Origin of the sequence: Draconibacterium mangrovi, from assembly GCF_010586825.1 — a bacterium.
Lineage (GTDB): Bacteria > Bacteroidota > Bacteroidia > Bacteroidales > Prolixibacteraceae > Draconibacterium > Draconibacterium mangrovi.
Genome location: NZ_JAAAGB010000001.1, coordinates 922,917 through 947,962 on the forward strand (window position 1 = coordinate 922,917; position 25,046 = coordinate 947,962).

Here is a 25,046-nt window from a genome sequence, read left to right on the forward strand (position 1 = left end):
TTTTCTGCGTACTTGAAAATCAACCGCCGATGACTGAACAAGAACTTTTCGAACATCTCGACGCATGGGAGAATATTGAGATTATTGCCGCAGCAATGCTTAACGATCCGGCACAGTTTAATACCCTCATCCACCTTGCCCTAAACGACACGCGGCAAAAAAGTTGGCGTGCCGCTTACCTGGTCGATAAAATCCATGACCAAAAACCGGAATTGTTGCAGCCTTATCTCCAGGCGCTGGTCGCCCAATTAAAAACAGAAAAGAATGCCAGCAAACGCCGCCACTGGTTAAAGCTTATCAGCATGAATGCTATACCTGAAGAGCATAGTGGTTTTCTGTTTGATTATTGCATTGATACATTTACCTCGGGCAGCGAAGCAGTGGCTGTACGCGTGCATGCCATGCAAATTCTGTACAACATATCAGAACTGGAACCCGACCTAAAACCGGAGGTACTGCAGTTAATCGAGCAGGAAATGGAGTTCCATCCTACGGCCGGCATTCGGTCGCGGGGTAAAAAACTAGCCACTAAATTATTCCGACAAATTCAACAAAACAGCGATTAAGAACCGGCTTTATTCTGAAACTTAACAATCAATTCCTGCAATTTAGCATCCAGCTCTGTATTCAATTCCTCTTGTTTGTAGTTTCGCGTAAGAATTATCATGTTTTGCAAATGTGAGATCTGGCGATTTTGTTCGCTTTGTACTGCTGCCGCAAAATTGTCGGGCAACGAAGCATAATAATCAAGCAAAGCAAAACAGTTGTCAGCCATTATACGCACTTTTTCATTTCCTTTTTCTGTGGCCCCGGCACCGTAATACTGTGCTGCCATTTGGAACGAACTGTAATCGAGCGGAATTTTCTCGTTCGGGAAAAGCTCAAACATTTTATCCGCCACCTCAATGGCTTTTTCTCTTTCTCCCTCGGCGAGCAAGGCTTGCGACAAACGCGTAAACATATATTGCGCCTGCATAATGTTTATCTGCTTGCGGTTATACTCGTCCATATGAATATCCGGGTCATTTACATTTCCCCAAACAAATTTATTCATCACATTATCGTAAAGAATATCACTGTCGATTCGTCCGGCAGTTACTCCTTGTTTTGGTGTGCGTATCGGCACAAACCGATAAGCTAATCCTTCAAACTGTAACCAGTCGAGGAAGTGAATATTTCCGGTAAACACCAAACTGTGATCGATATATATCGGGCGTTCCCAGTTGTTGGCAGCAATCATATTCAGCACCGCCATTTCGCTTTTCGAGATCAAATTATCAGAGATCTTAAAACTCACCCTGTCGGTAATAAGGTCTGCATCTTTTTGTCTTACAGTTCCCGAATCCAGCACTTTTTGCTTATCAACCGTAATATGAAAATCGCGCGACGGCAGGTAATCCATCATATCTCCACTGGTAACTTTTACTTTTGTACGCACATCGTCGCTACCTAAAAACTCCATAGCCTCGCTCAGCTCCACCGATCCTTTTATCCGATCCTGGAAAAGCACTGCATCCATACGCCCCATGTAGTATTTATCTTTTGTGAAAGTAAATGGTACCGGATCGGCATCGTATGTTTTAAACTGCTGCTGATTGATGTACCAGTCCATACCCAGGTAACTGATATTTATGATTTTTATATCCCGGCGTACGCCCTCCACTTCCTGCACATACCACAGCGGGAAAGTATCATTATCGCCATAAGTAAACAGAATGGCATTTGGCGCACACGATTCCAGGTAGTCGATCGCATAATCGCGTGTCATGTATTTTCCCGACCGGTCGTGGTCGTCCCAGTTTTGCGAAGCCAGCACACCCGGTACGGCAACCACCGAAATTACGGTTGCCAACACTGCTCCCGGCGCTCCTTTCAGCACCTTCTTTAAACCGGAATATATGGCCAGCACACCCAGTCCAATCCAAATGGCAAAGGCATAAAACGAGCCGGCGTAAGCATAATCGCGCTCGCGTGGCTGGTACGGATACTGGTTGAGGTAAACCACAATGGCAAGACCGGTAAGGATAAACAGCAGCATGGTTACGGCAAAAGTTTCTTTGCCTTTTTTGCCCTGGTTATATTGAAAAAACAAACCCAGAAGTCCCAATAATAGTGGCAAAAAGTAGTACACGTTTCTGCTCGGATCATTTTTCATCCACTCGGGCATGTTATCGCGCGGCCCTGTTTTTGGCTCATCAATAAACGAGATTCCGCTTACCCAGTTTCCATTCTGAAAACCTCCGTGGCCCTGTACATCGTTTTGCCGGCCCACAAAATTCCACATAAAATAACGCATGTACATATGCCCAACCTGGTAACTAAAAAAGAAGCGCAGGTTTTCGCCAAAAGTTGGCTTTTGCATGGTTTTTACTTCGCCTCGGTCACGCACCCTTACCGGAGTTCCTTTTACTTTTCCCCAATCTTTATAAGCCTGAATGTGGTTGGCTTTATCGCTGTACATTCGCGGAAAAATGGTTTCCATTTTTGGCTCGTACACCGAACCACCCGGCATTGTTCCGGTAATTTTGTATTTCCCGTCTACTCTATTGTATTGTTCTTTTGGAGCTTTCGATGCAATACGCGGCGCATTGTAATACGGTCCTTTTGCCAGTGGTCGGTCGCCATACTGTTCGCGGTTCAGGTATCGAACCAGCGCAAAGGCATTATCCGGACTATTCTGGTTCATTGGAGGATTGGCCGATGCACGAATAACGATGAGTGCAAACGACGAATAGCCGATCAGAATTACAATAACCATTGTTAGTGCAGTGTTCAGTACTACCTTGTTTCTTTTTCGGGTATAGTTGATTCCCCAAACCGAACCAGCTACCACCAGGGCGCCCATAAACAATATTCCCGAGTTAAACGGCAAGCCAAATGCATTCACAAAAATGCGGTCGAAGATAAAAGCAACGTGCGGAACTCCGGGTATAATTCCATATTGAATTCCCAGCAAAATACCCATCGAGGCTGCCAGCGCATAAAACACACCTTTCCACGAGAATTCGTATTTTTTGAAATAGTAAACCATTCCGATAGCCGGTATAGCCAGCAGGTTCAACAAGTGAACGCCAATTGACAAGCCCATTAAATACGCGATTAGCACCAACCAGCGGTTTGCGTATTTTTCGTGCGCCACATTTTCCCATTTCAAAATGGCCCAAAATACCATGGCCGTAAACAGCGATGAAAGTGCGTAAACCTCTCCTTCTACAGCCGAAAACCAAAACGAATCGGTGAAAGTAAAAGCCAGCGCTCCAACCAAACCACTACCCCACACGGCAATCTGTTCGCCGGTGCTTAATTCATCCTCCGGGAATAGTTTACGCGCAAGGTGTACGATCGTCCAGTACAAAAACATGATGGTTGCGGCACTTGCAATGGCCGATAAGGAATTAACCATAACTGCGGCTTTGGTAACATCGGGAGCAAACAGTGTAAATATCCGTCCCAAAATCATAAAGGTAGGCGCACCCGGGGGGTGACCAACCTCCAGTTTAAATGCACTTGTTATAAACTCTCCGCAATCCCACCAGCTAACCGTGGGTTCAAGAGTAGCGAAATAGGTTATACAAGCGACAGTAAAAACAAGCCAACCAAGAATGTTATTGATTAATTTTGTGTGTTGCATGATCTGCATTTTATTTTTGAACAAAGGCAAATATAAGCTTTTATACAAGAATGCTTAGAACATAATTATCAAAAAGAATTTCACCTTTTTTTCGAAAGAGGGAATTTTTTTTTGCCCAGATATTGCAGAATAAAATTTTTTTATACTTTTGCACCGTCTTTAACGAAAAGACGCAATAAGGACTGACCCGTGGTGTAATTGGCAACACGTCTGATTTTGGTTCAGAAGAGTCCAGGTTCGAGCCCTGGCGGGTCAACCACCAAAGCCTGCAGTTTTACTGCGGGCTTTTTTTATGGCAAAAAAATCATACAAAATAAGCCCGTCAAATTAATGGGCCACTTATAAAAATAAAAAGCTCCGACCAATGGCCGGAGCTTCTCTAATATCGAAATAAAGCTTCTACTCTTTGTATTCGTCCCAGCTCACCACTTTAATGTCCTCGAGACTGTATTTGCAAATTCCGTAAAGGAATGCACTTGCAACACGGGCATTGGTAATTAGCGGGATGTTATAATCGATTGCACTACGGCGAATCGTATAACCATTTTTCAACTCGCGGTTGGTATGGTTTTTCGGGATATTAACCACCAGATCAATCTTTTTATTCTTGATCATTTCAATGGTATTAGGCGACTGATCTTCCTCGTCGGGCCAGTGCACCAGCGTATTCTCAATACCATTATCGCGGAAGAACTTGTGCGTTCCTTCAGTAGCGAAAATATTGTAGCCTTTTTCAACCAGCATTCTGGTGCTGTTCAGCAACTCCACTTTACCTCTCGATGGTCCTGACGAAATCAAGATGTTCTTTTTCGGGAAATTGTACCCTACCGACAACATCGCTTTCAGAATCGCCTCGTAGTAGGTATCGCCGATACATCCAACCTCTCCGGTCGACGACATATCAACACCTAAAACAGGGTCGGCTTTCAGCAATCGTGCAAACGAGAACTGCGGTGCTTTAACACCCACATAATCCAGCTCAAACAACGATTTATCCGGTTTTGGCACATCGATTCCCAACATTACTTTCGTTGCAATTTCGATCAGGTTCAATTTCATCACCTTCGAAACGAACGGGAAGCTTCGCGATGCGCGCAGGTTACACTCAATAACTTTTATGTCGTTATCTTTTGCCAGGAACTGCATATTGAAAGGTCCGGTAATTTCCAGTCCTTTTGCAATCTGACGAGCAATTTTCTTCACCCTGCGAATGGTCTCAACATATAGTTTTTGCGGCGGAAAAACGATGGTAGCATCGCCCGAGTGAACTCCGGCAAACTCCACGTGCTCCGAAATGGCATAAGCAACCATTTCGCCTTTATTGGCCACTGCGTCAATCTCAATTTCTTTGGCCTGCTCGATAAACTCGGTAACAACCACCGGATGTTCTTTCGATACATTGGCCGCCATTTCAAGGAAATGCTCCAGCTGATCGGGGTTGGAAACTACATTCATGGCTGCACCCGAAAGTACGTATGATGGACGAATCAACACCGGATAACCCACTTCGTCCACAAACTTGTGAATCTCTTCGATGGTTGACAGGCGTGCCCAACGTGGCTGATCAACACCCAGCTCATCAAGCAGTGATGAGAATTTCTCGCGGTCCTCGGCATTGTCGATCTTTTTGGCCGATGTACCAAGGATTGGCACATTTTGGCTGTCGAGTTTCATGGCCAGGTTATTCGGAATTTGTCCTCCCATTGAAACCACAACTCCATGCGGATTCTCCAGGTCGTAAACATCCATTACACGTTCAAAAGTCAGCTCATCAAAATAAAGTCTGTCGCAGGTATCGTAATCCGTACTCACCGTCTCCGGGTTGTAGTTGATCATTACTGAACGATATCCCTCTTTTTTAATCGTATTAATAGTATTTACACTACACCAGTCGAATTCTACCGAACTTCCGATACGGTAAGCACCTGATCCAAGCACCATTACCGATTTATGATCGCCTAAGTAAGTAACGTCGTTCTCCGTGCCATTATGCGTCAGGTACAGGTAGTTGGTTTGAGCAGGATACTCACCTGCAAGTGTATCAATTTGTTTAACTACCGGCACAATTCCGTTAGCTTTACGGAAAGCCCTTACTTTCAGAAGATCTTCATTGATGTTTGCATTCTTGCTCCTCATCACCAAACGTGCGATCTGAAAATCGGAATAACCGGCTTGTTTTGATGCTTTTAACAGTGGAATTGGCAATTTCTCCAGCTCGTTAAACTTCTTCAGCTCCAGTTTTATTTTGTAAATATTATTCAGCTTTTGCAGGAACCAGCGATCGATTTTTGTTTTCTCGTGAATCTGATCGATAGAATAACCTTTGTTGAACGCCTCCGCAATGGCAAATATTCGGCGGTCGGTAGGATTTGTCAACTCCTCCTCGATTCCCTCAATGGTAATCTCCTCCCTATTGGCCACAAAACCGTGCATTCCCACACCAACCATTCGAATACCTTTCTGAATGGCTTCTTCAAAAGTTCGTCCGATGGCCATAATCTCGCCAACCGATTTCATCGAGCTTCCGATATTTTTCGAAACACCTACGAATTTGCTCAAATCCCAGCGAGGAATCTTTACCACACAGTAGTCGAGCGCAGGCTCGAAACATGCAGTTGTTACTTTGGTAACCGAGTTTTTAAGTTGGTGCAAACCGTAACCCAAACCCAATTTTGCAGCAACAAATGCCAGCGGATAACCGGTAGCTTTCGAAGCCAGTGCCGATGAACGTGATAATCGGGCATTCACCTCAATCACACGATAATCTTCTGAGTAAGGATCGAGCGCGAACTGAACGTTACATTCTCCGATTACTCCAACACGGCGAATAATCTTAATTGATATCTCGCGCAGTTTGTGATATTCTGAGTTCGACATTGTTTGCGATGGAGCTACAACGATACTCTCGCCGGTGTGAATTCCCAGCGGGTCGAAGTTCTCCATGTTACAAACCGTAATACAGTTGTCGTATTTATCGCGAACTACTTCGTACTCTACTTCTTTCCATCCTTTAATTGATTCTTCAACCAGGATTTGCGGCGAGTAAGCAAATGCGCTTCCGGCCAGTTTTTCCAGTTCCTCTTCGTTTTCGCAGAAACCGGATCCTAAACCTCCCAGCGTATATGCTGCACGGATGATAATTGGGAAGCCAACCTCTTTGGCAGCAGCTTTCGCTTCAGCCATATTTGATGCCGCAATACTTTTACATGTCTTAACATTAATTTCATCAAGCATGTTGGCAAAAATATCGCGGTCTTCGGTGTCGATAATCGACTGAACCGGCGTACCAACTACTTCAACATTGTATTTTTCGAGAACTCCCGATTCGTATAGTGCAACCCCGCAGTTCAGCGCAGTTTGACCTCCGAACGCCAGAAGTATTCCCTGTGGTTTTTCTTTTTTAATCACCTCTTCAACAAAATGAGGCGTAACAGGCAAAAAATAAATTTTGTCTGCAATGTCTTCAGATGTTTGAATGGTTGCAATATTCGGATTGATAAGAACCGTTTCAACACCTTCTTCTTTCAACGCTTTTAGCGCCTGCGAACCGGAATAATCGAACTCACCGGCCTCTCCAATTTTTAGTGCTCCCGAACCAAGAACAATTGCTTTTTTAATATGTGTTTCTATCATGATAATTTTTGAATTTCGAATTATGATTAACGAATTAAGATTTCAGATTTATCATACATCTGCTACTTGTTTTTATTCTTTTTGGCAGTTTCAATACTTTTCACGAAGATCGATATCAACTCGTTATTCTCGTTGTAACAATCCTGGAGCATATTTAAATTTTTAACCAAACCTGAATATTTAATAATCTTTATTGCCACAAAAGTTTCTCTTAATTCTTTTAAACAAACACTCATTTTATGAATAAAGTCGTTTTTGCTTTCAGCACTTTGAGCTTCTCCATAGTTGAGTGCAGGTGAAGTACCTGATCTAACGATTTGACCTTTCATATGATTGCCGATGGGAGTATTTGGAAGAGCATCTGCCAGCCTGATAATCATGGCGGCAAATCGTATTAGTCTCTCTTCCAAATCAAACTTGTTCATATCTGCAATCATAAATCGTTAATCGTCATTCTGCGGTTCAATTCTTACTTCTTGCTCTCTACGATATTTTTAATGAACTCGTCAAATAAAAACTCGGTATCTACCGGACCACTCGATGCTTCGGGATGGAACTGAGTTGAGAAGAAAGGCTTGGTTTTGTGCCTGATTCCTTCGTTGGTTTCATCGTTTACGTTTGTAAATAATGGTTCCCAGTCGCTTGGCAACGTTTCGGTTGCTACCGCAAAACCGTGGTTTTGAGAAGTGATATAACATTTGTTTGTTCCTTCCAACAACACAGGCTGGTTGTGGCTGCGGTGCCCAAATTTCAATTTATAGGTCTCGGCGCCGGCGGCACGTGCCAGCAATTGGTTACCCAAACAAATTCCCATAATTGGCTTCTCTGCTCCGATTACATTTTTAATATACTCAACAGTTACATCACAATTTGCGGGGTCGCCCGGGCCGTTCGAGATAAACAATCCGTCGAATTCTTCATTGGTAAAATCGTAGTCCCATGGCACACGAATTACCGTAGCTCCGCGATTAAGCAAACAACGGATAATGTTGTTTTTCACACCGCAATCAATTAATACCACTTTGTGCTCTCCGTCTCCGTATACCTCACGTTCTTTGCAACTGGCAACAGCTACCAGGTTTTCTTTATTCGGATCGTAGAAGTCAATCTCATCCCCGAATTCGATCTTTCCAAGCATCGATCCTTTCTCACGTAAAATTTTCGTTAAGGCTCTCGTGTCGATGTCGAATAAACCCGGCACTTCGTATTCTTTTAGCCAATCGCTCAAACTTTTCTCAGCATTCCAGTGGCTAAACTCAAACGAGTAATCAGAGATTATCAGACCGGAAATGTGCAATTTGTGCGATTCGTAATATTTGTGTATTCCGTTCTCTTTTCTGTTAAAAGGAACGCCATAATTCCCAATCATTGGGTAGGTCGACACCAGTATTTGCCCGGTGTAAGATGGATCGGTCAAACTTTCCGGATACCCCGTCATTGCTGTATAAAAAACGACCTCTCCGGCCACCGACTTTTCGCTTCCGAAGGATTTTCCCATAAAAACCGTCCCGTCTTCAAGCGTTAATTTTGCCTGTTTTACTTTGTACATATTCCGATTTAATAATTAAAAAAAATGCGCTTGCCCTAAAATAGTTCAAACGCATTTCAGTTATTCTTTATACTTATTTTCAAATACACTTTCTCAGCCATAATGTTAAGAACATGATATTAAAATCATTTTCCGATGCAAAAATAGAAAATATTCTGAAATTCTTACCTGTTCTTTTATGAAAATGTATATTTTTGCATTACAAATGAATATTTATTCAATGAAGAATAAAGTACAACGACAACGAGAAATCCGAAAAATAATCCAGAGAGGCAGTGTACACAGCCAGGATGAATTATTGGTTGAATTAAAACGCCGCGGGTTCGAACTGACACAAGCTACATTATCGCGCGATTTAAAAGTGCTGCAGGTAGCAAAAGTGCCACATCCGGTTAAAGGATACCTTTATACGATTCCGGAAAACGGACAAGCTGAACGACAAAATTCAGAACACATTAACCGTATAAATTACCTGGCCGACGGATTTAAAGACATACAGTTTTCGGGGAACCTGGCCGTTTTACGAACGCTACCTGGATACGCCAGTAGCATTGCAGCTGTAATCGATTCGGCTAGTACGTGGGAAATTTTAGGAACCGTTGCCGGAGACGATACTATATTAATAATACAAAGGGAAGGAATATCGAAAAATGATTTGACTGAGGCATTAATTAAAATTCTGCCAAAGCTTAACGACAAATTGTAGATCGAAGGATGAAGAGTTTAGAAAATATTAAAGTTTTAATTGCCGACGAAAATCACCTGAAATTCATCGACGACATAAACGACGCTATCGACAGTGCATCGAAACAACGGGGCACCGGTATTGCACGTCGTACATTTGAATACCTCTCTTCGAAAATGAAAGAGGGAAAAGCAATTATTGCCCTTGAAGGAGACACCTTTGCCGGTTTTTGCTACATAGAAACCTGGCAAGAAAAAGGTTTTGTGGCCAATTCGGGTTTAATTGTTGGTGAAGAATACCGTGGAATAGGGCTTGCAAAAGCGATTAAGAAAAAGGCTTTCGAGCTTTCGCGTAAGAAATATCCGAATTCAAAAATATTTGGTTTAACTACCGGTTTAGCGGTAATGAAAATTAACCACGAACTTGGCTACCGTCCGGTAACATTTTCGGAATTAACCTTAGACGACCAGTTTTGGAAAGGCTGCCAGGGATGTGTTAACCACGATATTTTAGAGCGCACCGGGCGAACAAAATGCCTGTGCACAGGAATGCTTTACGATCCGGCATGGGAAAAACCAACATACGCCAACGGAAACGGAATTAAGAAACGCAGCCTGCTCGATCTTCTGCCAAAACGTTTTGTAGGCGTTGCGAAAAAGAAAATAACAGATAAAAATAAGTAGAGTGGCGGCTCGCTATTCGACAGACAGCTACAGACTTAAGTGGAATAACAAACGCCGTCACTCTTTTAAAGATATTGAGACATGAGTAAAAAATTAGTACTGGCATTTAGCGGAGGTTTAGACACATCGTTTTGTGTAAAATACCTGAAAGAAGAAAAAGGTTATGATGTTTATACAGCAATTGCCAACACAGGCGGATTCTCCGACGAGGAGTTAAAAGCCATTGAAGAACGTGCGCTGGCGCTGGGCGCAGTTGAGCACATTACGCTCGACGTAACTAACGAGTATTACGAAAAATGTATTCGCTACATGGTTTTTGGCAATGTACTGCGTAATAACACCTACCCTATTTCTGTAAGTTCAGAAAGAGCATTTCAGGCCATCGCCATTATCGAGTATGCAAAAGAAATTGGTGCTCAATACATTGCTCATGGTAGTACCGGTGCAGGAAACGACCAGATTCGTTTCGACCTGACTTTCCAGGTATTGGCTCCCGAGATTGAGATCATTACGCCAACCCGTGATATGTTACTCACCCGTCAGTACGAAATTGATTACCTGAAAAAATACGGTTTCGAGGCCGATTTCACCAAAATGGAATATTCCATTAACCAGGGACTTTGGGGAACCAGCGTTGGCGGAAAAGAGACATTGACCACTGACAAAAATCTTCCTGAAGAAGCTTATCCAAGTCAACTGGAAGCTACCGAGCCCAAAACCATTGAATTGGGTTTTGAAAAAGGGGAATTGGTTTCGCTCGACGGTGAATTTTACGAAAACGGTCCCGATGTGATTCGTGCATTGGAAGATGTAGCATCGAAATATGCCATTGGCCGCGACACTCACGTTGGCGACACCATAATTGGCATTAAAGGCCGCGTTGGTTTTGAGGCTGCTGCTCCGCTAATTACGATTAAAGCACACCACCTGTTGGAAAAACACACGTTGACCAAATGGCAATCGTACTGGAAAGAGCAGTTGGGCAACTGGTACGGCATGTTCCTGCACGAAGCCATGTACCAGGAGCCGGTGATGCGTAACATCGAAGATTTCCTTGAATCAACTCAGGAAAATGTAACCGGAAAAGTGATCGTAAAGCTTAGACCTTACAACTTCGAGCTGGTTGGTATTGAATCGGAGCATGATTTAATGAATTCAGGATTTGGCCAATACGGCGAAACGGTTGAAGCCTGGACTGCTGACGATGTAAAAGGATTTACCAAAATCTTAGCGAACTCACTAAAAATCTACAATAAAGTAAACGGGAACTTGTAAGAATGTTGAATGATGATTAACGAATACTGATTTTAGAAGGAAAAATCTGAAATCAAAAATCGTTAATCTACAATCGTTAATCAAATGATTAAAGTTGGAATTATAGGAGGAGCCGGATATACCGCCGGAGAGCTGTTGAGAATCTTATTAAATCATCCGCAAGCAGAAATTGGTTTTGTGCAAAGCACCAGTAATGCGGGCAACCTGATTTCGGATGTACACATTGATTTGCTGGGCGAAACCGATATCAAATTCACCGACCAAATACCTTTTGATGAGGTGGATGTTATTTTCCTTTGCATGGGGCATGGCAAGTCGATCGAATTTGTGGAGAAAAATACTTTCCCACAATATTTGAAAATTATCGACTTAAGCCACGACTTCAGACTAAAAAGAGAAGGCAATGACTTTGTTTATGGTTTACCTGAATTAAACCGCGAAGAAATTGAATCATCAGAACGAATTGCGAATCCGGGATGTTTTGCCACAGGCATTCAACTGGCACTGTTGCCACTTGCGGCGAATGATTTGTTGCAGGATGAAATCCATGTCCAGGCCATTACCGGATCAACCGGTGCCGGGCAAAAACCAACGGCAACCTCGCATTTTAGCTGGCGAAGCAGTAATGTTTCAGCATACAAAATTTTCGAGCACCAGCACGAAGGCGAGATCATTCAGAGTCTGAAACAATTGCAACCCGATTTTGAGAAAGATTTCAACTTTGTACCGATTCGCGGAAACCACACACGCGGTATTTTTGTTGCCTGTTATACAAAATTTGACGGTTCGCTTGAAGAAGCCAACGAAATATACAAGGATTACTACGCCGATCACCCGTTCGTTTTTGTAACCGACAAAAACCCCGGAGTAAAACAGGTAGTAAATACCAACAAAGGCGTAATTTATTTGGAAAAACACGGTAACAAACTGGTAATAATCAGCTTAACCGACAATTTAATAAAAGGCGCATCCGGACAGGCAGTTCAGAATATGAACCTGATGTTTGGCCTGGATGAGAAAACCGGACTCAACTTAAAACCGGTAGCATTTTAAAACTGAACGCAGATAACACAGATTTTGTAGATTCTCACTAAAAAGATCAGTGCACATCAACTAAATCAGCGTCATCAGCGTTCCAATCACAAACGAATGGAACTATTTAACGTATATCCACTTTTCGACATCACTCCTGTTAAGGCAGAAGGCTGTTATGTTTGGGATGAGAATGGGATGAAGTACCTCGATCTTTACGGCGGTCATGCGGTAATTTCAATCGGGCACAGCCACCCAACTTATGTTGAAAAGATAAGCAAACAACTTCAGCAAATTGGATTTTATTCCAACTCGGTTCAGAATCCTTTACAAAAGGAACTGGCTGAGAAATTAGGCAAACAATCGGGTTGCGAAGATTACCAGTTGTTTCTTTGTAACTCGGGTGCCGAGGCCAACGAGAATGCACTGAAACTGGCCTCTTTTATAACCGGTAAAAAGAAAATTATCTCTTATAAAAAAGGTTTCCACGGGCGTACTTCGGCTGCGGTAGCCATTACCGATAATCCGAAAATTATTGCTCCTGTTAACGAAACAGACAATGCACTAATCCTGCCCTTCAACGACATTGACGCAACGGAAGAAGCATTGAAAAAAGGCGATGTGGCGGCTGTAATTGTTGAAGGAATTCAGGGAATTGGAGGGATTTACGTTCCCGATACCGAATTCCTGACTAAACTAAAACAACTGACCGAAAAATATGTGGCCGTTCTGATTCTTGACGAAATTCAGTCGGGATACGGACGAAGCGGAAAATTCTTCGCCTACCAGCATACTGATATAAAACCCGACATTGTTACAATGGCCAAAGGAATGGGTAACGGGTTTCCGATTGGAGGCGTACTGATACAGCCGGAAATTGAGCCGTGGTTTGGTATGCTCGGAACCACATTTGGCGGTAATCACCTGGCTTGTGCTGCTGCCATTGCTGTTCTCGACGTAATGAAAGACGAAAACCTGGTTGAGAATGCCGAAACAGTTGGAAATTACCTGATGGATAAATTGGCGGCAATTGATGCTGCGTTTGAGATCAGAGGTGAAGGATTGATGATCGGTTTGGAATTTAAGCAACCAATTGCCGAAATTCGTAAGAAATTGCTTTTCGATTACGGGATTTTCACCGGCGTATCAGGGCAAAATATTATCAGGCTGTTGCCACCGCTCAGCCTTACAACCGAACAAGCCGACACCTTTTTAGCAGCGTTTGCAGAAGTACTTGGCTCGTTCGCTGAATAAAAAATGATTTGAACACGACATTTTCTAAATTCGACAAAATGGAAAATAAAAAAATAGCAATAATCGGGGTAGGAAACATGGGAGGTGCCATTGCACTTGGTCTTTTAAAATCGGGCTCAGTTGAAGCAAGCAATATCTCCGTTTCCGACAGAAAAGAAGCTACGCTCAAAAACATGAGCGACCTGGGAATTAGTGCTTACGAAAACAATATCGATGCGGCAAAAGATGCTGATGTGATTATTGTAGCCGTAAAACCCTATCATATTGAGGGAGTAATTAACAGCCTGAAACCCATTTTGTCGCCGGAGAAAATTTTTATTTCCATTGTTGCAGGAGTAGGTATTGACGCTTTGGGTGAAATGGCCGGAAACGACATTCCTATTTTCAGGGTAATGCCCAACACCGCAATTGCTTTACAGGAATCACTAACCTGTATTTCGGCAAACGGCAACACCGAACCCTACCGCGAGTATGTTGTTGAACTGTTCGACAAACTGGGAAAAACCATTGAGATTCCTGAAGAACTGATGGCAGCTGCAACTGTACTTTCATCGTGTGGTATTGCTTATGCGCTACGTTATATACGTGCAGCTATGCAAGGTGGTATCGAAATTGGGTTTAGCGCCGAAATGGCACAGCTCATCACCGCACAAACAGTAAAAGGTGCGACCGAATTGCTGCTACAGTCGGGACATCACCCCGAAAGAGAGATCGACAAAGTAACCACACCAATGGGCGTAACCATTACCGGACTAAACGAAATGGAACATAAAGGCTTTAGCTCGTCACTGATTCAGGGAGTTCTGGCCTCGTACAAAAAAATAAAAGACAACTAAAAACTGTGCAGACCCGCTACAAGAAAATAACAGTAAAAGTAGGCAGTAATGTTCTGGCCAAATCCGACGGAACGCTCAATGTGGCGCGCATTGCCCACCTGGTTGACCAAATTGCTCATCTGCAAAAAAATGGCGTTGAGGTGGTTTTGGTATCGTCGGGGGCAGTTGCTGCAGGCCGCGCGGTAATGAAAGAAACAAAAAAGTCGGACGCCGTATCGCAACGACAGTTATGGGCTGCACTGGGTCAGGTAAAATTAATATCGCGTTATTCTGACTTTTTCCACGAAGAAGGTCTCACCTGCGCCCAGGTACTTACCACCAAGGAAAATTTCTCGAGCCGCCGGCATTACCTGAACATGAAAAACTGTATCACTACCTTGCTTGAAAACAAAGTGATACCGATTGTAAACGAAAATGATACCATCTCGGTAACCGAACTAATGTTTACCGATAACGACGAACTGTCGGGGTTGATTGCATCGATGGTAGATTCCGAAGCACTGGTCATACTCAGCAATATCGATGGTGTTTACACCGCTCATCCCGATAGCGAGGGAGCCGAACTGATTGAGCGTATTCAGGTAAGCGACAAAGGCCCGGAGGATGCAATTTCGCCTGAACGATCAGAATTTGGCCGCGGCGGAATGCTTACCAAATTTCGAATTGCCAAAAAAGTGGCCGGCGATGGAATCGGGGTTCATGTTGCCAACGGAACCCGCACCAATATTCTTATCGATCTGCTCGACAAATCGAAAAACCTAAAGCACACTTTTTTCGTACCTAACCAGAAACCATCAAGCGGAGTAAAAAAATGGATCGGTTATTCCGATGGTTTTGCAAAAGGAGAGGTACAAATCAACGAAGGAGCACGAAAGGCACTGCTTTCAGATAAGGCCGTAAGCCTGCTTCCGGTGGGAATTGAAAAAATTGAAAGCGAATTCAAAAAAGGAGATTTAATAAAAATAACAGGTATAAACGGCGAGTTTGTCGGCATGGGAAAAGCCTCGTACGGCTCGGAAAAAATTAAGAAGGAGAAACAATCCGACAAGCAAAAACCGGTAGTACATTACGATTATTTGTATTTAGAATATAAAACAACAAAACATTAATATAGAAATATAAAAATAGCTCAGAGTAACCTTTAACGAAGTTTGTCTACCACGATAAACTACCCTTACTCCCTTTTTTTTGATGCCTTAATTTGAACATATTCTGAGCTCCCTCTCCCTCCCCCGGGAGAGGGTTTTTCGTTGAAAGACCATTGACTATGAAGATAGAACAACAGCTAAAAAAAACGTTAGAAGCATCGCGCAAATTAAACCTGGTGTACGACGACCAGGTTAAACAGCTGCTGCTGGAGCTGGCAAACGAAGCGAGGGCAAAGTCGGAATTTATTCTTACCGAGAATCAAAAAGATCTGGATCGTATGGATCCTGAAGATCCGAAATTCGACCGGCTTAAATTATCAGAAGAACGAATTGAAGCCATTGCCTCCGACATGGAGAATGTTGCCGGCCTTGAAAGTCCGGTTGGAAAAACCTTAAAGGAAACGGTTCGCGAAAACGGATTAAAAATTAAAAAAGTTACGGTGCCGTTTGGTGTAATTGGGATAATTTATGAAGCCCGCCCGAATGTTACTTTCGATGTTTTTGCCTTGTGCCTTAAGTCTGGAAACGCCTGTGTTTTAAAAGGTGGCAGCGATGCCATTTACTCCAACCAGGCCATTGTTTCCATTATTCGCGATGTACTTAAGAAATTCGGTTTCGACGAAAATACAGTAACACTCCTTCCTGCCGGGCGCGAAGAAACCAACGAAATGTTGCGGGCCCACGGATACATCGATTTGATCATTCCACGCGGTAGCCAGGGGTTGATAAACTTTGTTCGCGAAAATGCTACCATTCCGGTAATTGAAACCGGTGCCGGAATATGCCACACTTATTTCGATGAATTTGGCGACGCAGAAAAAGGCCGCGAGATTATTTTCAACGCCAAAACCCGCCGTTGCTCAGTTTGTAATGCCTTGGATTGTTTGGTAATTCACGAAAACCGATTGAATGAGCTGAACGATTTTGCCAAAAAACTTTCGGAAGAACAGGTGGTAATTTATGCCGACGAAAAAGCATACAAACAAATAGAATCGGTTTATCCGGCAGAGCTTTTGTTTGAGGCAACTGAAGAATCATTCGGAACAGAATTCTTATCGATGAAAATGTCGGTAAAAACAGTGGGTTCTTTTGATGAAGCATTGGAACATATTAATAAATATACTTCAAAACACAGTGAGGCCATCATTACTGAAAACCAGGAGCGAATTGAGAAATTCCGGAAAATGGTAGATGCATCATCCGTTTATTCCAACGCCTCTACTGCTTTTACCGACGGAGCACAATTCGGACTGGGAGCTGAGATTGGCATCAGCACACAAAAATTACACGCCCGCGGGCCGATGGCTCTGGAAGAATTGACCAGCTATAAATGGATTATTGAAGGAAACGGACAAGTAAGACCAAAATAAAAAATCAAAACTAAGTTTGACGTTAGAGCTTCGTGCTTCCGACTTCAGACTTCCAACTTTTAAATTATGAAAAAATTCACATCAGTAAAAGATATTCCCAGCATTGAAAAAGCGCTGGCAACCGCATTCGAAGTAAAAAATAACAAATTTGGATTTCAGCACCTGGGAAAAAACAAAACTATGGTTTTGGTATTTTTTAACTCAAGTTTGCGTACACGTCTCAGCACCCAAAAAGCTGCCCAGAATATGGGCATGAACACCATGGTGATGAACGTAAACGAAGACAGCTGGCAGCTGGAATCGGAAATGGGCGTGGTTATGGACGGTAAAAATGCCGAGCACCTGCGCGAAGCCATCCCGGTTATTGGTAAATATTGCGATGTAATTGGTGTGCGTGCTTTTGCAAAATTCGAAAATCGCGAAGACGATTATGCTGAAAAAATACTGAGCCAGTTTGTTGAATATGCAGGCGTTCCGGTGGTAAGCATGGAAGCCGCCACCCGCCACCCGCTGCAAAGTTTTGCCGACCTGGTTACCATTGAAGAACACAAAAAAGTGGAAAAGCCCAAAGTAGTTCTTACCTGGGCACCACACCCGCGTGCTTTACCCCAGGCCGTGCCAAACTCGTTTGTGGAGTGGATGCGCGAAACCGATTACGAACTGGTGGTTACTCACCCGAAAGGTTACGAACTGGCACCTGAATTTATGGGCGATGTAAAAGTTGAGTACGATCAGAAAAAAGCTTTTGATGGTGCTGATTTTATTTATGCAAAAAACTGGGCATCGTACACCGATTATGGCCAGATTCTATCTAAAGATATGAGCTGGACGGTTGATGAAGCAAAAATGGCTTTAACAAACGATGCCAAATTTATGCACTGCTTACCGGTGCGCCGTAACATGGTGGTTACCGATGGCGTTATCGACAGCCCGAATTCAATTGTAGTTGAACAAGCCTACAACCGCGAAATTACTGCACAGGCAGTATTGAAAATGATTCTTGAAAATGCTTAATTCTGCTACCTTTGCGGCCTTACGGATTGAGAGAAACGAATAACATGACCAAAAAAATAGAAATAATTCCTGCCATCGACCTGATTGATGCCAAATGTGTGCGACTTTCTCAGGGCGATTACAACCAGAAGACGGTGTACAATGAGAACCCGCTGGAGGTGGCCAAAATGTTTGAAGATGCAGGAATCACACGTTTACACCTCGTTGATTTGGACGGGGCAAAAGCCAAGCACATTGTAAACTACAAAGTACTGGAAACCATTGCCGGCAAGACCAATTTAGTGATCGACTTTGGCGGTGGACTGAAATCGGATGAAGATTTGGAAATCGCCTTTAATTCAGGCGCAGCAATGGTTACCGGCGGAAGTATTGCAGTAAAAGAAAAGGAAACCTTTCTGAGCTGGCTGGCGAAATTCGGTAGCGAAAAGATCATTCTGGGTGCCGATGCAAAAGACGGCAACATTGCTGTAAGCGGCTGGCTGGAAACCACTGAACTAGGAGTTATCGATTTTATTTCAGAATTCCACAAACAGGGAATCATGAAAGTAATTTCAACGGATATTAGCCGCGATGGAATGTTGAGCGGCCCCTCTTTTGAACTGTACGCCGACATTATGAAAACACTCCCCAAAGTGGAAATTATTGCCAGTGGCGGAATTGCCACCATGGACGACATATTAAAATTAGATGAAATGGGCGTTCCGGGCGTGATTACCGGAAAAGCCATTTATGAAAATCGCATAACTTTGAAAGAAATTGAGCAATTTATTGCGTAGTTGTGAAGTTGTCATGATTTCCGTCAATTAACGGTTTCTGCATCTTCTTGATAAAGATTCCGAAACAAGTTCGGAATGACCTACTCGTAACTCGTAACTAAGATCTCGTAACTAATAAAAATGCTTGCAAAACGAATAATACCATGCCTCGATATCCGCAACGGACAAACCGTTAAGGGAATTAATTTTGTGGACATTAAAGAAGTTGGCGACCCTGTAGAACTGGGCGCAAAATATGCTGCCGAAGGTGCCGACGAACTGTGTTTTCTGGATATAACAGCGACACACGAAGGCCGAAAAACTTTTGTAGAACTTGTAAAACGGATTGCAGCGCACATCAATATACCGTTTACAGTTGGTGGCGGAATCAGCGAATTGAGCGATGCAGAAAAACTTTTGGCTGCAGGTGCCGATAAAATCTCCATCAACTCATCGGCAGTTCGTAATCCAAAACTAATCGACGACCTGGCGCTGAATTTTGGAAGCCAGTTTGTAGTGGTTGCCATAGATGCACGCGGCGATGAGAACGAGCATTGGACAGTTACCGTAAACGGAGGCCGAATTCCAACCGATAAAGAACTTTTTTCGTGGGCCAAAGAAGCCGAAGACCGCGGTGCCGGAGAGATACTTTTTACTTCGATGAACCACGACGGAACAAAAAATGGATTCGCCAATAAAGAGCTCTCGAAAATGGCAGATATGCTGAAGATTCCGATCATTGCATCGGGTGGCGCAGGCGCCGAAGAGCATTTTGTTGATGTTTTTACAAAAGGCAAAGCCGACGCCGGACTGGCAGCCAGCATCTTTCATTATAACGAAATTCCAATTCCGGTTCTTAAGAAATACTTAAAAGAAAAAGGCATTGTTGTTCGATAGCCAATCAAAATAGTAACTTCGCAACACAATTACTGAATTAAAAATTTCTCCGGGCTTCCGGCCACGGACTTCTGACAAAAGATTATGAGACAGCTAACAGATATTTCAAAAATCGATTTCAATAAAATGGACGGGCTAATTCCGGCGATCATTCAGGATGCAGAAACGCAAAATGTTTTGATGCTTGGTTTTATGAACGAAGATGCGCTTGCCAAAACACAGGAGATTGGTAAAGTAACGTTTTTTAGCCGCACCAAAAACCGCCTGTGGACCAAAGGCGAGGAATCGGGAAATTTTCTGGATGTTGTTTCAGTTGCCATTGACTGCGACAACGACACACTGCTTATAAAAGCAAATCCTGTTGGACCGGTTTGCCACAAAGGCGACGATACCTGCTTTGAAGAATCAAACACAGGCAACGATATTCAATTCCTTAGCTACCTGCAGGATTTTATCGACAAACGCAAAGCCGAAATGCCGGAAGGTTCGTACACAACTTCTTTATTTCAAAGAGGAACACGAAAAATTACGCAAAAAGTTGGCGAAGAAGCTGTTGAAACCATTATTGGAGCTATGGCAAACGATGATGAGAATTTTATGTACGAAGCCGGCGATTTGCTTTATCACTTAGTGGTGTTGCTTACTCATAAAGGTTATCGCATTGAGGACGTGGTTCGCGAGCTCAAAAAAAGGCACAAATAAAGCACTGTTTTTCAACAGATTAAGAACGTTGATACTTTTTCCCCTCCCCTTTAAATTAAAAAACTACTTTTTAACTGAGGTCAATAAACATATTATAGAACACAGTTATGAAACATTGTTCCATAACATAGTTATAAAACATTGTATATTACCAGTTTACAATTAGGCATATCTCAGCGGTACTCCGTAGCTTTGTTATATCTTCTAACTACAAAAAACCGCTTTTATGGAAACATTAACCATTTGTCCTACCAGTACCGCCACCATTTTAGCTTGTCAACAAATTGCAAAAACCTTTAAAGAAAACATCTACGAGTTATCGATTCTGCGAAAAGAATGGGATCCGGAATTCGCAACATCCTTAATGGTGTGGATCGACGACACCATTGATAAACACTACGCTGAGAATCTGGATGTTTTGGAAGATGAACGCTATCGCGAATGGCACGAGATTATGGTTGAAGGCCTTCAACACCTAAAGGTTCTTCGAGCATCCGTAAAAGTCGACTTTAAAAAAGACAAAGCCTTTCTAAAAGAATTCTTCCAAACCACCGGTTACTCCGATTATTTCAGCGATGCCAAAAACGGCGACCACATTAGTCTGTTTAAATTTCTAAAAACATTTGCCGCCAATTTAAACGAAGGTATAAGGCAAAAGATCAGTGAAAAAGGAACTCCAGATTCCTTATTCGACAAGATTCTTGTTTGTGCCAACCGGATCAGTCAGTTCGAAGACTTTTTTATTGCTTTGGAAGGAGATACCGAGTTGGATAATTACGGCAAAAAAGAAGTTGCCCAGATTTACGAAACAATACAAGACATTTGCCGGATTGCAATTGCCTATTACCAGTTCGATCCGAAAATGCGTTGCAAATTCAATTACTACAAAGTAATGGTGAACTTATAACGACTTTTTTTTCGTCAACTACTTAATAATTAATTCGAAATGCAGTCTGCCTGCACATTTTTTACAGGCGGACTGCAATTTTTTTATACTATTCTTCCGTTTCTTCGTCGTCCGAATCTTCTGTTTCTTCCGGAGCGTCTGTAGCTTCAATCTCCTCGTCAGATGAAACAACTTCCTGCTCTTCTTCGGTGAACGGATTTACACCGTCAGTAAAGATCGGATTCTTTTTCGCCTCGGCCAACGGAACAAAACCTTCAGGGATTTGTGCTTCCTCTGGATTATATGGAAAAACATCTACAATCGGACTAACCGCCAACGAGGTAACGACAAAAGGAATTACCAGGTATTCCAAACTTTCATCCAAACGGTTAAGTGCCTCCTTTATATCGTCGGCCATAATCAGGTAATAAGCACGAATCTTTTTCTCTTTTCCGGCCTCTTCATCAATTGTTACCAGGTTAATGGTAGCTTTAAACCACCACTCCCCGTTTTCGTAAGGAAAAACTTCCGCAATCCGCGATTTCTTAATATCGACAATGGTAAACTCGCCACCCCGAACCATTTGTTGCATTTGCCGAATAATCCTTGTTTCGGCATCAGTGTACGATACGGCATCCAACAAAAAGTTTTCTGTTACCATAGATTCGCTTCCGCTCTCGGAAACTTTCATATATTTTACTTTACTCTCGAACCAAGTTTGCATCATAATTTCTACAATTTTTAAGAAGTGACAAAAATACATAAGCCTCAAATACTTTAACTCAAAACCCTGCATATTTATCAACAAAAAACCGACTACAAATTGCAGTCGGTCTCCGATTCTTTTAATCTAACTAAACTAACTAATAACTACCCTTGACCTTAATTCTACGTAAAACGAAATATATTATGTGCAGTTAATGTTCTATTTTTTCGAGTCGTGTAGTTGAAAAGAAAAATGGCCCCGCCCAACGACGGGGCCACAAACAGACAGCTACAGACTTAAAAGCTGAAGAAGATTATTAGTTGTAGGCACTCTCACCATGTTCGTAAACATCGAGGCCCTCTTCTTCAATGCGCTTAGAAACGCGCAGTATATTTGCTTTCTTCAGGATGAAGAATAATACCAAACCTAAACCAAATGCCCAAGCGAAGAATGCTGCCACACCTATAGCCTGAATACCCAGTAATTTTGCTCCACCACCGTAGAATAAACCTTCAGAAGTAGAGAATAAACCAACAGCCAGTGTACCAAAAGCACCACCAACACCGTGTACTGAAATAGCACCTACAGGGTCGTCAACTTTTAATACTTTATCGATAAATTCAACTGCGAATGGCAGAATGAAACCAGCAATAATACCGATGAATAATGCTCCCATCGGATTCACGGCATCACAACCAGCAGTAATGGCCACCAAACCGGCCAATGCACCGTTCAATGAAATTGAAAGTGATGGACGTTTGTAACGGAACCATGCAACCATCATTGCAGTAACAGCACCAGCTGCAGCAGCCAGGTTAGTAGTTACAGCGATATGACCAATGGCAACAGCGTTATCAGTACCGGCAGCTGCTAATTGAGATCCAGGGTTAAATCCGAACCATCCGAACCACAGGATAAATACACCAAGTGCTCCGTAAGCCAGGTTGTGACCAGGAATTGCAGTCGGAGTTCCGTCTTTTTTATATTTTCCAATACGAGGTCCAATAATAGCCGCACCAGCTAAACCAACCCATGCACCAACAGAGTGTACGATAGATGAACCGGCGAAATCGTGGAATCCAAGTTGGCTTAACCAACCACCACCCCATGTCCAGTGACCTGAAATTGGGTAAATAATTACGGTAATTACAATACTAAAAATTAAGTATGCTTTAAATTCTGTTCTTTCAGCCATTGCTCCCGAAACAATAGTTGCAGCAGTTGCAGCAAATACAGTTTGGAAGAACAAGTCGGCATAATCAGAATAATTATCGCCAAAACCGTCGCTCATAAAGAACAGGTCAGGTGTTCCGATGAATCCTCCGATTGAGTCTCCATACATAATGGTAAAACCGATAACCCAATATAATATCGAACCGATAGAAAAGTCCATCAGGTTTTTCATTAAAATGTTCGCGGTGTTTTTCGATCGTGTAAAACCTGCCTCTACCAGGGCAAATCCAGGTTGCATGAACATTACCAGAAATGCAGCAACCAATAACCACATATTATCTATACCTATTTGTAGGCCTTGCAAAGTTTCTTCCATGATAATCTAATCTTTTTTCAGTTACTACTCTTCTTTTCCTTTAATAAAAAGTGATTCATCGCCATGTTCGCCGGTTCTGATTCGGTATGATTCTTCGATAGGAATAACGAACACCTTACCATCACCAATCTCGCCCGTTCTGGCAGATCCTAAAATGGCCTGAATTGTTTTATCTGTATTTTTATCGCGAACGATAATGGATAATTTTATTCTTTCAATTGTACTGGTATCGTAAACAATACCACGATAAGCACGACCTTCGCGAGCCTGGCCAACTCCTCTTACATCCCAGAAAGAGAAGAATTCAATGCCTGCTTCATACAGCGCGTCTTTTACCTCTTCAAATTTTGATTTGCGTATTACTGCTTCAATTTTTTTCATCTTATTTAATATTATTTGTTTTGATTATAAGATGTAACGAGTCCGAGTTATACGGACTCGTTTCATATCAAAATATCTTCTCTTTACAGTGAAATACCAACTGCAATGTGGAATCCTCCGGTTGATGGATTCAGCATAACTGCTCCTGAAACCGGCAGAGTAAAGCTTTCGGTAATCTGTACTTCTTTTGAAGTTCCAACCATGATGTTACAGATGTTGAAATCGCCATCGTCAGTGTACTGACCGTCGCCACCACCAAGAGTAATGTCAACCGGACCTGCAGAAACTGCTGCTTCAAGATACAAGTCGCTTGTAGTGTTGATCTCATCATCTCCAAGTCCTTCCATGTAAGCTGCAGTGAAAGTAAAAGCACCAACACCCAAACTAACCATAGGTTCGAAGTAGTGCGATTCTCCTTCGGTCCAGTCTGATCCTGGGAAGTAGTAGTCGGTCAAGGTAAAGCTTAACGAAGCATTTTCACCTAAATCGAAACCATAACCCATGTAAAGGTCGGCCTCAGCTGCTTCTTCAGAACCTGTGCTGTATGATCCCCATGCACCAATGGCAAATCCACCTGCACTAAACTCAACTCCGGGCTGAAAAGCTGCCCCTGTTCCAAACTTGGCACCACGCCATAAATAACTACTGTAAATGTCTAAACCTGTGCTCACTTCCTGAGCTTTAACATTCGAAATTGATACAACAAAAAGTAATAACAAACTTGCTGTAATCAGTAGTGTCTTTTTCATAATCGTAAATTTTAAAAGTTAAACTGCTATTTTTAATTTTAAATCTTGTCTGTCCTATTTAAACGGGGGTGCTTTTATTTTTTATGCACTTTTTCATCCTGCACCCTCTGTTTTTTATTTCTTGTTTCAAATAAATATACTTTTTTCCATTCTTACCCTCGTTTACAGGCTACATGTTAATTCGCTTAACAAATTATTAATATTTGATACCTTATTTTACCTTTTTGATAGATATACACATGTTTTGTTGCCGTTTTTACACCAAAACGCCCAATTCGAAGCACAGAACACTAAATAACTAATGCCTTTTA

At 42.5% G+C, this 25,046-nt stretch carries 22 protein-coding genes and 1 tRNA gene; 15 read left to right on the top strand and 8 right to left on the bottom strand.

The features are described from left to right. The first annotated feature begins 29 nt into the window (after window positions 1-29). Window positions 30-566 carry a hypothetical protein gene (locus tag G4420_RS03690; RefSeq protein WP_163322222.1) on the top strand — a complete coding sequence of 179 codons (537 nt, stop codon included), beginning with the start codon at window positions 30-32 and terminating at the stop codon, window positions 564-566. Here G4420_RS03690 and G4420_RS03695 read toward each other — a convergent pair. After that, on the bottom strand, window positions 563-3,631 hold the full coding sequence (locus G4420_RS03695; protein ID WP_246241522.1) for a glycosyltransferase family 117 protein: 3,069 nt from the start codon (window positions 3,629-3,631) through the stop codon (window positions 563-565). The genes G4420_RS03690 and G4420_RS03695 overlap by 4 nt on opposite strands. Window positions 3,632-3,814: 183 nt before the next feature. Here G4420_RS03695 and G4420_RS03700 point away from each other — a divergent pair. Beyond that, window positions 3,815-3,890: transfer RNA gene (locus G4420_RS03700), tRNA-Gln, on the top strand. Window positions 3,891-4,030: 140 nt separating this feature from the next. Here the strand turns inward: G4420_RS03700 and carB are convergent. The 3 genes from carB to carA form a co-directional block, all read right to left on the bottom strand. After that, a complete protein-coding gene (gene carB, locus G4420_RS03705) occupies window positions 4,031-7,264 on the bottom strand; it encodes a carbamoyl-phosphate synthase (glutamine-hydrolyzing) large subunit (RefSeq protein ID WP_246241530.1) in 3,234 nt (1,077 codons plus the stop codon). A 62-nt stretch (window positions 7,265-7,326) separates the two neighbouring features. Continuing rightward, a complete protein-coding gene (locus G4420_RS03710; RefSeq protein ID WP_204273584.1) occupies window positions 7,327-7,689 on the bottom strand; it encodes a four helix bundle protein in 363 nt (120 codons plus the stop codon). A 44-nt stretch (window positions 7,690-7,733) separates the two neighbouring features. Then, a complete protein-coding gene (gene carA / locus G4420_RS03715; RefSeq protein ID WP_163322225.1) occupies window positions 7,734-8,813 on the bottom strand; it encodes a glutamine-hydrolyzing carbamoyl-phosphate synthase small subunit in 1,080 nt (359 codons plus the stop codon). A 220-nt stretch (window positions 8,814-9,033) separates the two neighbouring features. On the opposite strand from carA, the gene argR reads away from it, so the two are divergent. From argR to G4420_RS03780, 13 genes are all read left to right on the top strand, one after another. Next, window positions 9,034-9,519 (top strand): arginine repressor, encoded by a 486-nt coding sequence (argR, locus tag G4420_RS03720; protein WP_163322226.1) that lies wholly within the window; start codon window positions 9,034-9,036, stop codon window positions 9,517-9,519. Window positions 9,520-9,527: 8 nt separating this feature from the next. Beyond that, window positions 9,528-10,181 (top strand): GNAT family N-acetyltransferase, encoded by a 654-nt coding sequence (locus G4420_RS03725; RefSeq protein WP_045026168.1) that lies wholly within the window; start codon window positions 9,528-9,530, stop codon window positions 10,179-10,181. A gap of 81 nt (window positions 10,182-10,262) precedes the next feature. Further along, the gene (gene argG / locus G4420_RS03730; protein WP_045026167.1) at window positions 10,263-11,456 is read left to right on the top strand and encodes an argininosuccinate synthase; all 1,194 of its coding nucleotides are present in this window, start codon (window positions 10,263-10,265) and stop codon (window positions 11,454-11,456) included. 84 nt (window positions 11,457-11,540) lie between these two features. Beyond that, window positions 11,541-12,509: an N-acetyl-gamma-glutamyl-phosphate reductase gene (gene argC, locus G4420_RS03735; protein ID WP_163322227.1), complete on the top strand. Its 969-nt coding sequence runs from the start codon at window positions 11,541-11,543 to the stop codon at window positions 12,507-12,509. A 96-nt stretch (window positions 12,510-12,605) separates the two neighbouring features. Further along, the gene (locus G4420_RS03740) at window positions 12,606-13,742 is read left to right on the top strand and encodes an aspartate aminotransferase family protein (RefSeq protein WP_163322228.1); all 1,137 of its coding nucleotides are present in this window, start codon (window positions 12,606-12,608) and stop codon (window positions 13,740-13,742) included. A gap of 38 nt (window positions 13,743-13,780) precedes the next feature. Beyond that, on the top strand, window positions 13,781-14,578 hold the full coding sequence (gene proC / locus G4420_RS03745; protein ID WP_163322229.1) for a pyrroline-5-carboxylate reductase: 798 nt from the start codon (window positions 13,781-13,783) through the stop codon (window positions 14,576-14,578). A 5-nt stretch (window positions 14,579-14,583) separates the two neighbouring features. After that, the gene (gene proB / locus G4420_RS03750) at window positions 14,584-15,687 is read left to right on the top strand and encodes a glutamate 5-kinase (RefSeq protein ID WP_163322230.1); all 1,104 of its coding nucleotides are present in this window, start codon (window positions 14,584-14,586) and stop codon (window positions 15,685-15,687) included. 158 nt (window positions 15,688-15,845) lie between these two features. Beyond that, window positions 15,846-17,096 carry a glutamate-5-semialdehyde dehydrogenase gene (locus tag G4420_RS03755; protein ID WP_163322231.1) on the top strand — a complete coding sequence of 417 codons (1,251 nt, stop codon included), beginning with the start codon at window positions 15,846-15,848 and terminating at the stop codon, window positions 17,094-17,096. 66 nt (window positions 17,097-17,162) lie between these two features. Beyond that, window positions 17,163-18,110 carry an N-acetylornithine carbamoyltransferase gene (locus G4420_RS03760; RefSeq protein ID WP_163322232.1) on the top strand — a complete coding sequence of 316 codons (948 nt, stop codon included), beginning with the start codon at window positions 17,163-17,165 and terminating at the stop codon, window positions 18,108-18,110. Between the two features lie 44 nt (window positions 18,111-18,154). Further along, complete coding sequence (gene hisA / locus G4420_RS03765; protein ID WP_163322233.1) at window positions 18,155-18,886, top strand: 1-(5-phosphoribosyl)-5-[(5-phosphoribosylamino)methylideneamino]imidazole-4-carboxamide isomerase; 732 nt, start codon at window positions 18,155-18,157, stop codon at window positions 18,884-18,886. Between the two features lie 120 nt (window positions 18,887-19,006). Further along, window positions 19,007-19,762: an imidazole glycerol phosphate synthase subunit HisF gene (gene hisF / locus G4420_RS03770; protein WP_045026160.1), complete on the top strand. Its 756-nt coding sequence runs from the start codon at window positions 19,007-19,009 to the stop codon at window positions 19,760-19,762. 84 nt (window positions 19,763-19,846) lie between these two features. After that, window positions 19,847-20,464 (top strand): bifunctional phosphoribosyl-AMP cyclohydrolase/phosphoribosyl-ATP diphosphatase HisIE, encoded by a 618-nt coding sequence (gene hisIE, locus G4420_RS03775; protein WP_163322234.1) that lies wholly within the window; start codon window positions 19,847-19,849, stop codon window positions 20,462-20,464. Between the two features lie 226 nt (window positions 20,465-20,690). Next, entirely contained in the window at window positions 20,691-21,371 is a 681-nt protein-coding gene (locus G4420_RS03780) for a hypothetical protein (RefSeq protein ID WP_163322235.1), read from the top strand. Between the two features lie 88 nt (window positions 21,372-21,459). Here G4420_RS03780 and G4420_RS03785 read toward each other — a convergent pair whose 3' ends face one another. From G4420_RS03785 to G4420_RS03800, 4 genes are all read right to left on the bottom strand, one after another. Continuing rightward, complete coding sequence (locus G4420_RS03785; protein ID WP_163322236.1) at window positions 21,460-22,077, bottom strand: DUF4494 domain-containing protein; 618 nt, start codon at window positions 22,075-22,077, stop codon at window positions 21,460-21,462. Window positions 22,078-22,372: 295 nt separating this feature from the next. Continuing rightward, window positions 22,373-23,605, bottom strand: a complete 1,233-nt coding sequence (locus G4420_RS03790) for an ammonium transporter (RefSeq protein WP_163322237.1) — start codon at window positions 23,603-23,605, stop codon at window positions 22,373-22,375. A gap of 24 nt (window positions 23,606-23,629) precedes the next feature. Further along, window positions 23,630-23,986 (bottom strand): P-II family nitrogen regulator, encoded by a 357-nt coding sequence (locus G4420_RS03795; RefSeq protein WP_163322238.1) that lies wholly within the window; start codon window positions 23,984-23,986, stop codon window positions 23,630-23,632. 83 nt (window positions 23,987-24,069) lie between these two features. Next, window positions 24,070-24,735 (bottom strand): TorF family putative porin, encoded by a 666-nt coding sequence (locus G4420_RS03800; protein WP_163322239.1) that lies wholly within the window; start codon window positions 24,733-24,735, stop codon window positions 24,070-24,072. Between the last annotated feature and the right edge of the window lie 311 nt (window positions 24,736-25,046).

Coding starts and splice junctions, on each gene's coding strand:
- G4420_RS03690 (WP_163322222.1), top strand. CDS start 30: ATGACTGAACAAGAACTTTTCGAACATCTCGACGCATGGGAGAATATT.
- G4420_RS03695 (WP_246241522.1), bottom strand. CDS start 3,631: ATGCAACACACAAAATTAATCAATAACATTCTTGGTTGGCTTGTTTTT.
- carB (WP_246241530.1), bottom strand. CDS start 7,264: ATGATAGAAACACATATTAAAAAAGCAATTGTTCTTGGTTCGGGAGCA.
- G4420_RS03710 (WP_204273584.1), bottom strand. CDS start 7,689: ATGAACAAGTTTGATTTGGAAGAGAGACTAATACGATTTGCCGCCATG.
- carA (WP_163322225.1), bottom strand. CDS start 8,813: ATGTACAAAGTAAAACAGGCAAAATTAACGCTTGAAGACGGGACGGTT.
- argR (WP_163322226.1), top strand. CDS start 9,034: ATGAAGAATAAAGTACAACGACAACGAGAAATCCGAAAAATAATCCAG.
- G4420_RS03725 (WP_045026168.1), top strand. CDS start 9,528: ATGAAGAGTTTAGAAAATATTAAAGTTTTAATTGCCGACGAAAATCAC.
- argG (WP_045026167.1), top strand. CDS start 10,263: ATGAGTAAAAAATTAGTACTGGCATTTAGCGGAGGTTTAGACACATCG.
- argC (WP_163322227.1), top strand. CDS start 11,541: ATGATTAAAGTTGGAATTATAGGAGGAGCCGGATATACCGCCGGAGAG.
- G4420_RS03740 (WP_163322228.1), top strand. CDS start 12,606: ATGGAACTATTTAACGTATATCCACTTTTCGACATCACTCCTGTTAAG.
- proC (WP_163322229.1), top strand. CDS start 13,781: ATGGAAAATAAAAAAATAGCAATAATCGGGGTAGGAAACATGGGAGGT.
- G4420_RS03755 (WP_163322231.1), top strand. CDS start 15,846: ATGAAGATAGAACAACAGCTAAAAAAAACGTTAGAAGCATCGCGCAAA.
- G4420_RS03760 (WP_163322232.1), top strand. CDS start 17,163: ATGAAAAAATTCACATCAGTAAAAGATATTCCCAGCATTGAAAAAGCG.
- hisA (WP_163322233.1), top strand. CDS start 18,155: ATGACCAAAAAAATAGAAATAATTCCTGCCATCGACCTGATTGATGCC.
- hisF (WP_045026160.1), top strand. CDS start 19,007: ATGCTTGCAAAACGAATAATACCATGCCTCGATATCCGCAACGGACAA.
- hisIE (WP_163322234.1), top strand. CDS start 19,847: ATGAGACAGCTAACAGATATTTCAAAAATCGATTTCAATAAAATGGAC.
- G4420_RS03780 (WP_163322235.1), top strand. CDS start 20,691: ATGGAAACATTAACCATTTGTCCTACCAGTACCGCCACCATTTTAGCT.
- G4420_RS03785 (WP_163322236.1), bottom strand. CDS start 22,077: ATGATGCAAACTTGGTTCGAGAGTAAAGTAAAATATATGAAAGTTTCC.
- G4420_RS03790 (WP_163322237.1), bottom strand. CDS start 23,605: ATGGAAGAAACTTTGCAAGGCCTACAAATAGGTATAGATAATATGTGG.
- G4420_RS03795 (WP_163322238.1), bottom strand. CDS start 23,986: ATGAAAAAAATTGAAGCAGTAATACGCAAATCAAAATTTGAAGAGGTA.
- G4420_RS03800 (WP_163322239.1), bottom strand. CDS start 24,735: ATGAAAAAGACACTACTGATTACAGCAAGTTTGTTATTACTTTTTGTT.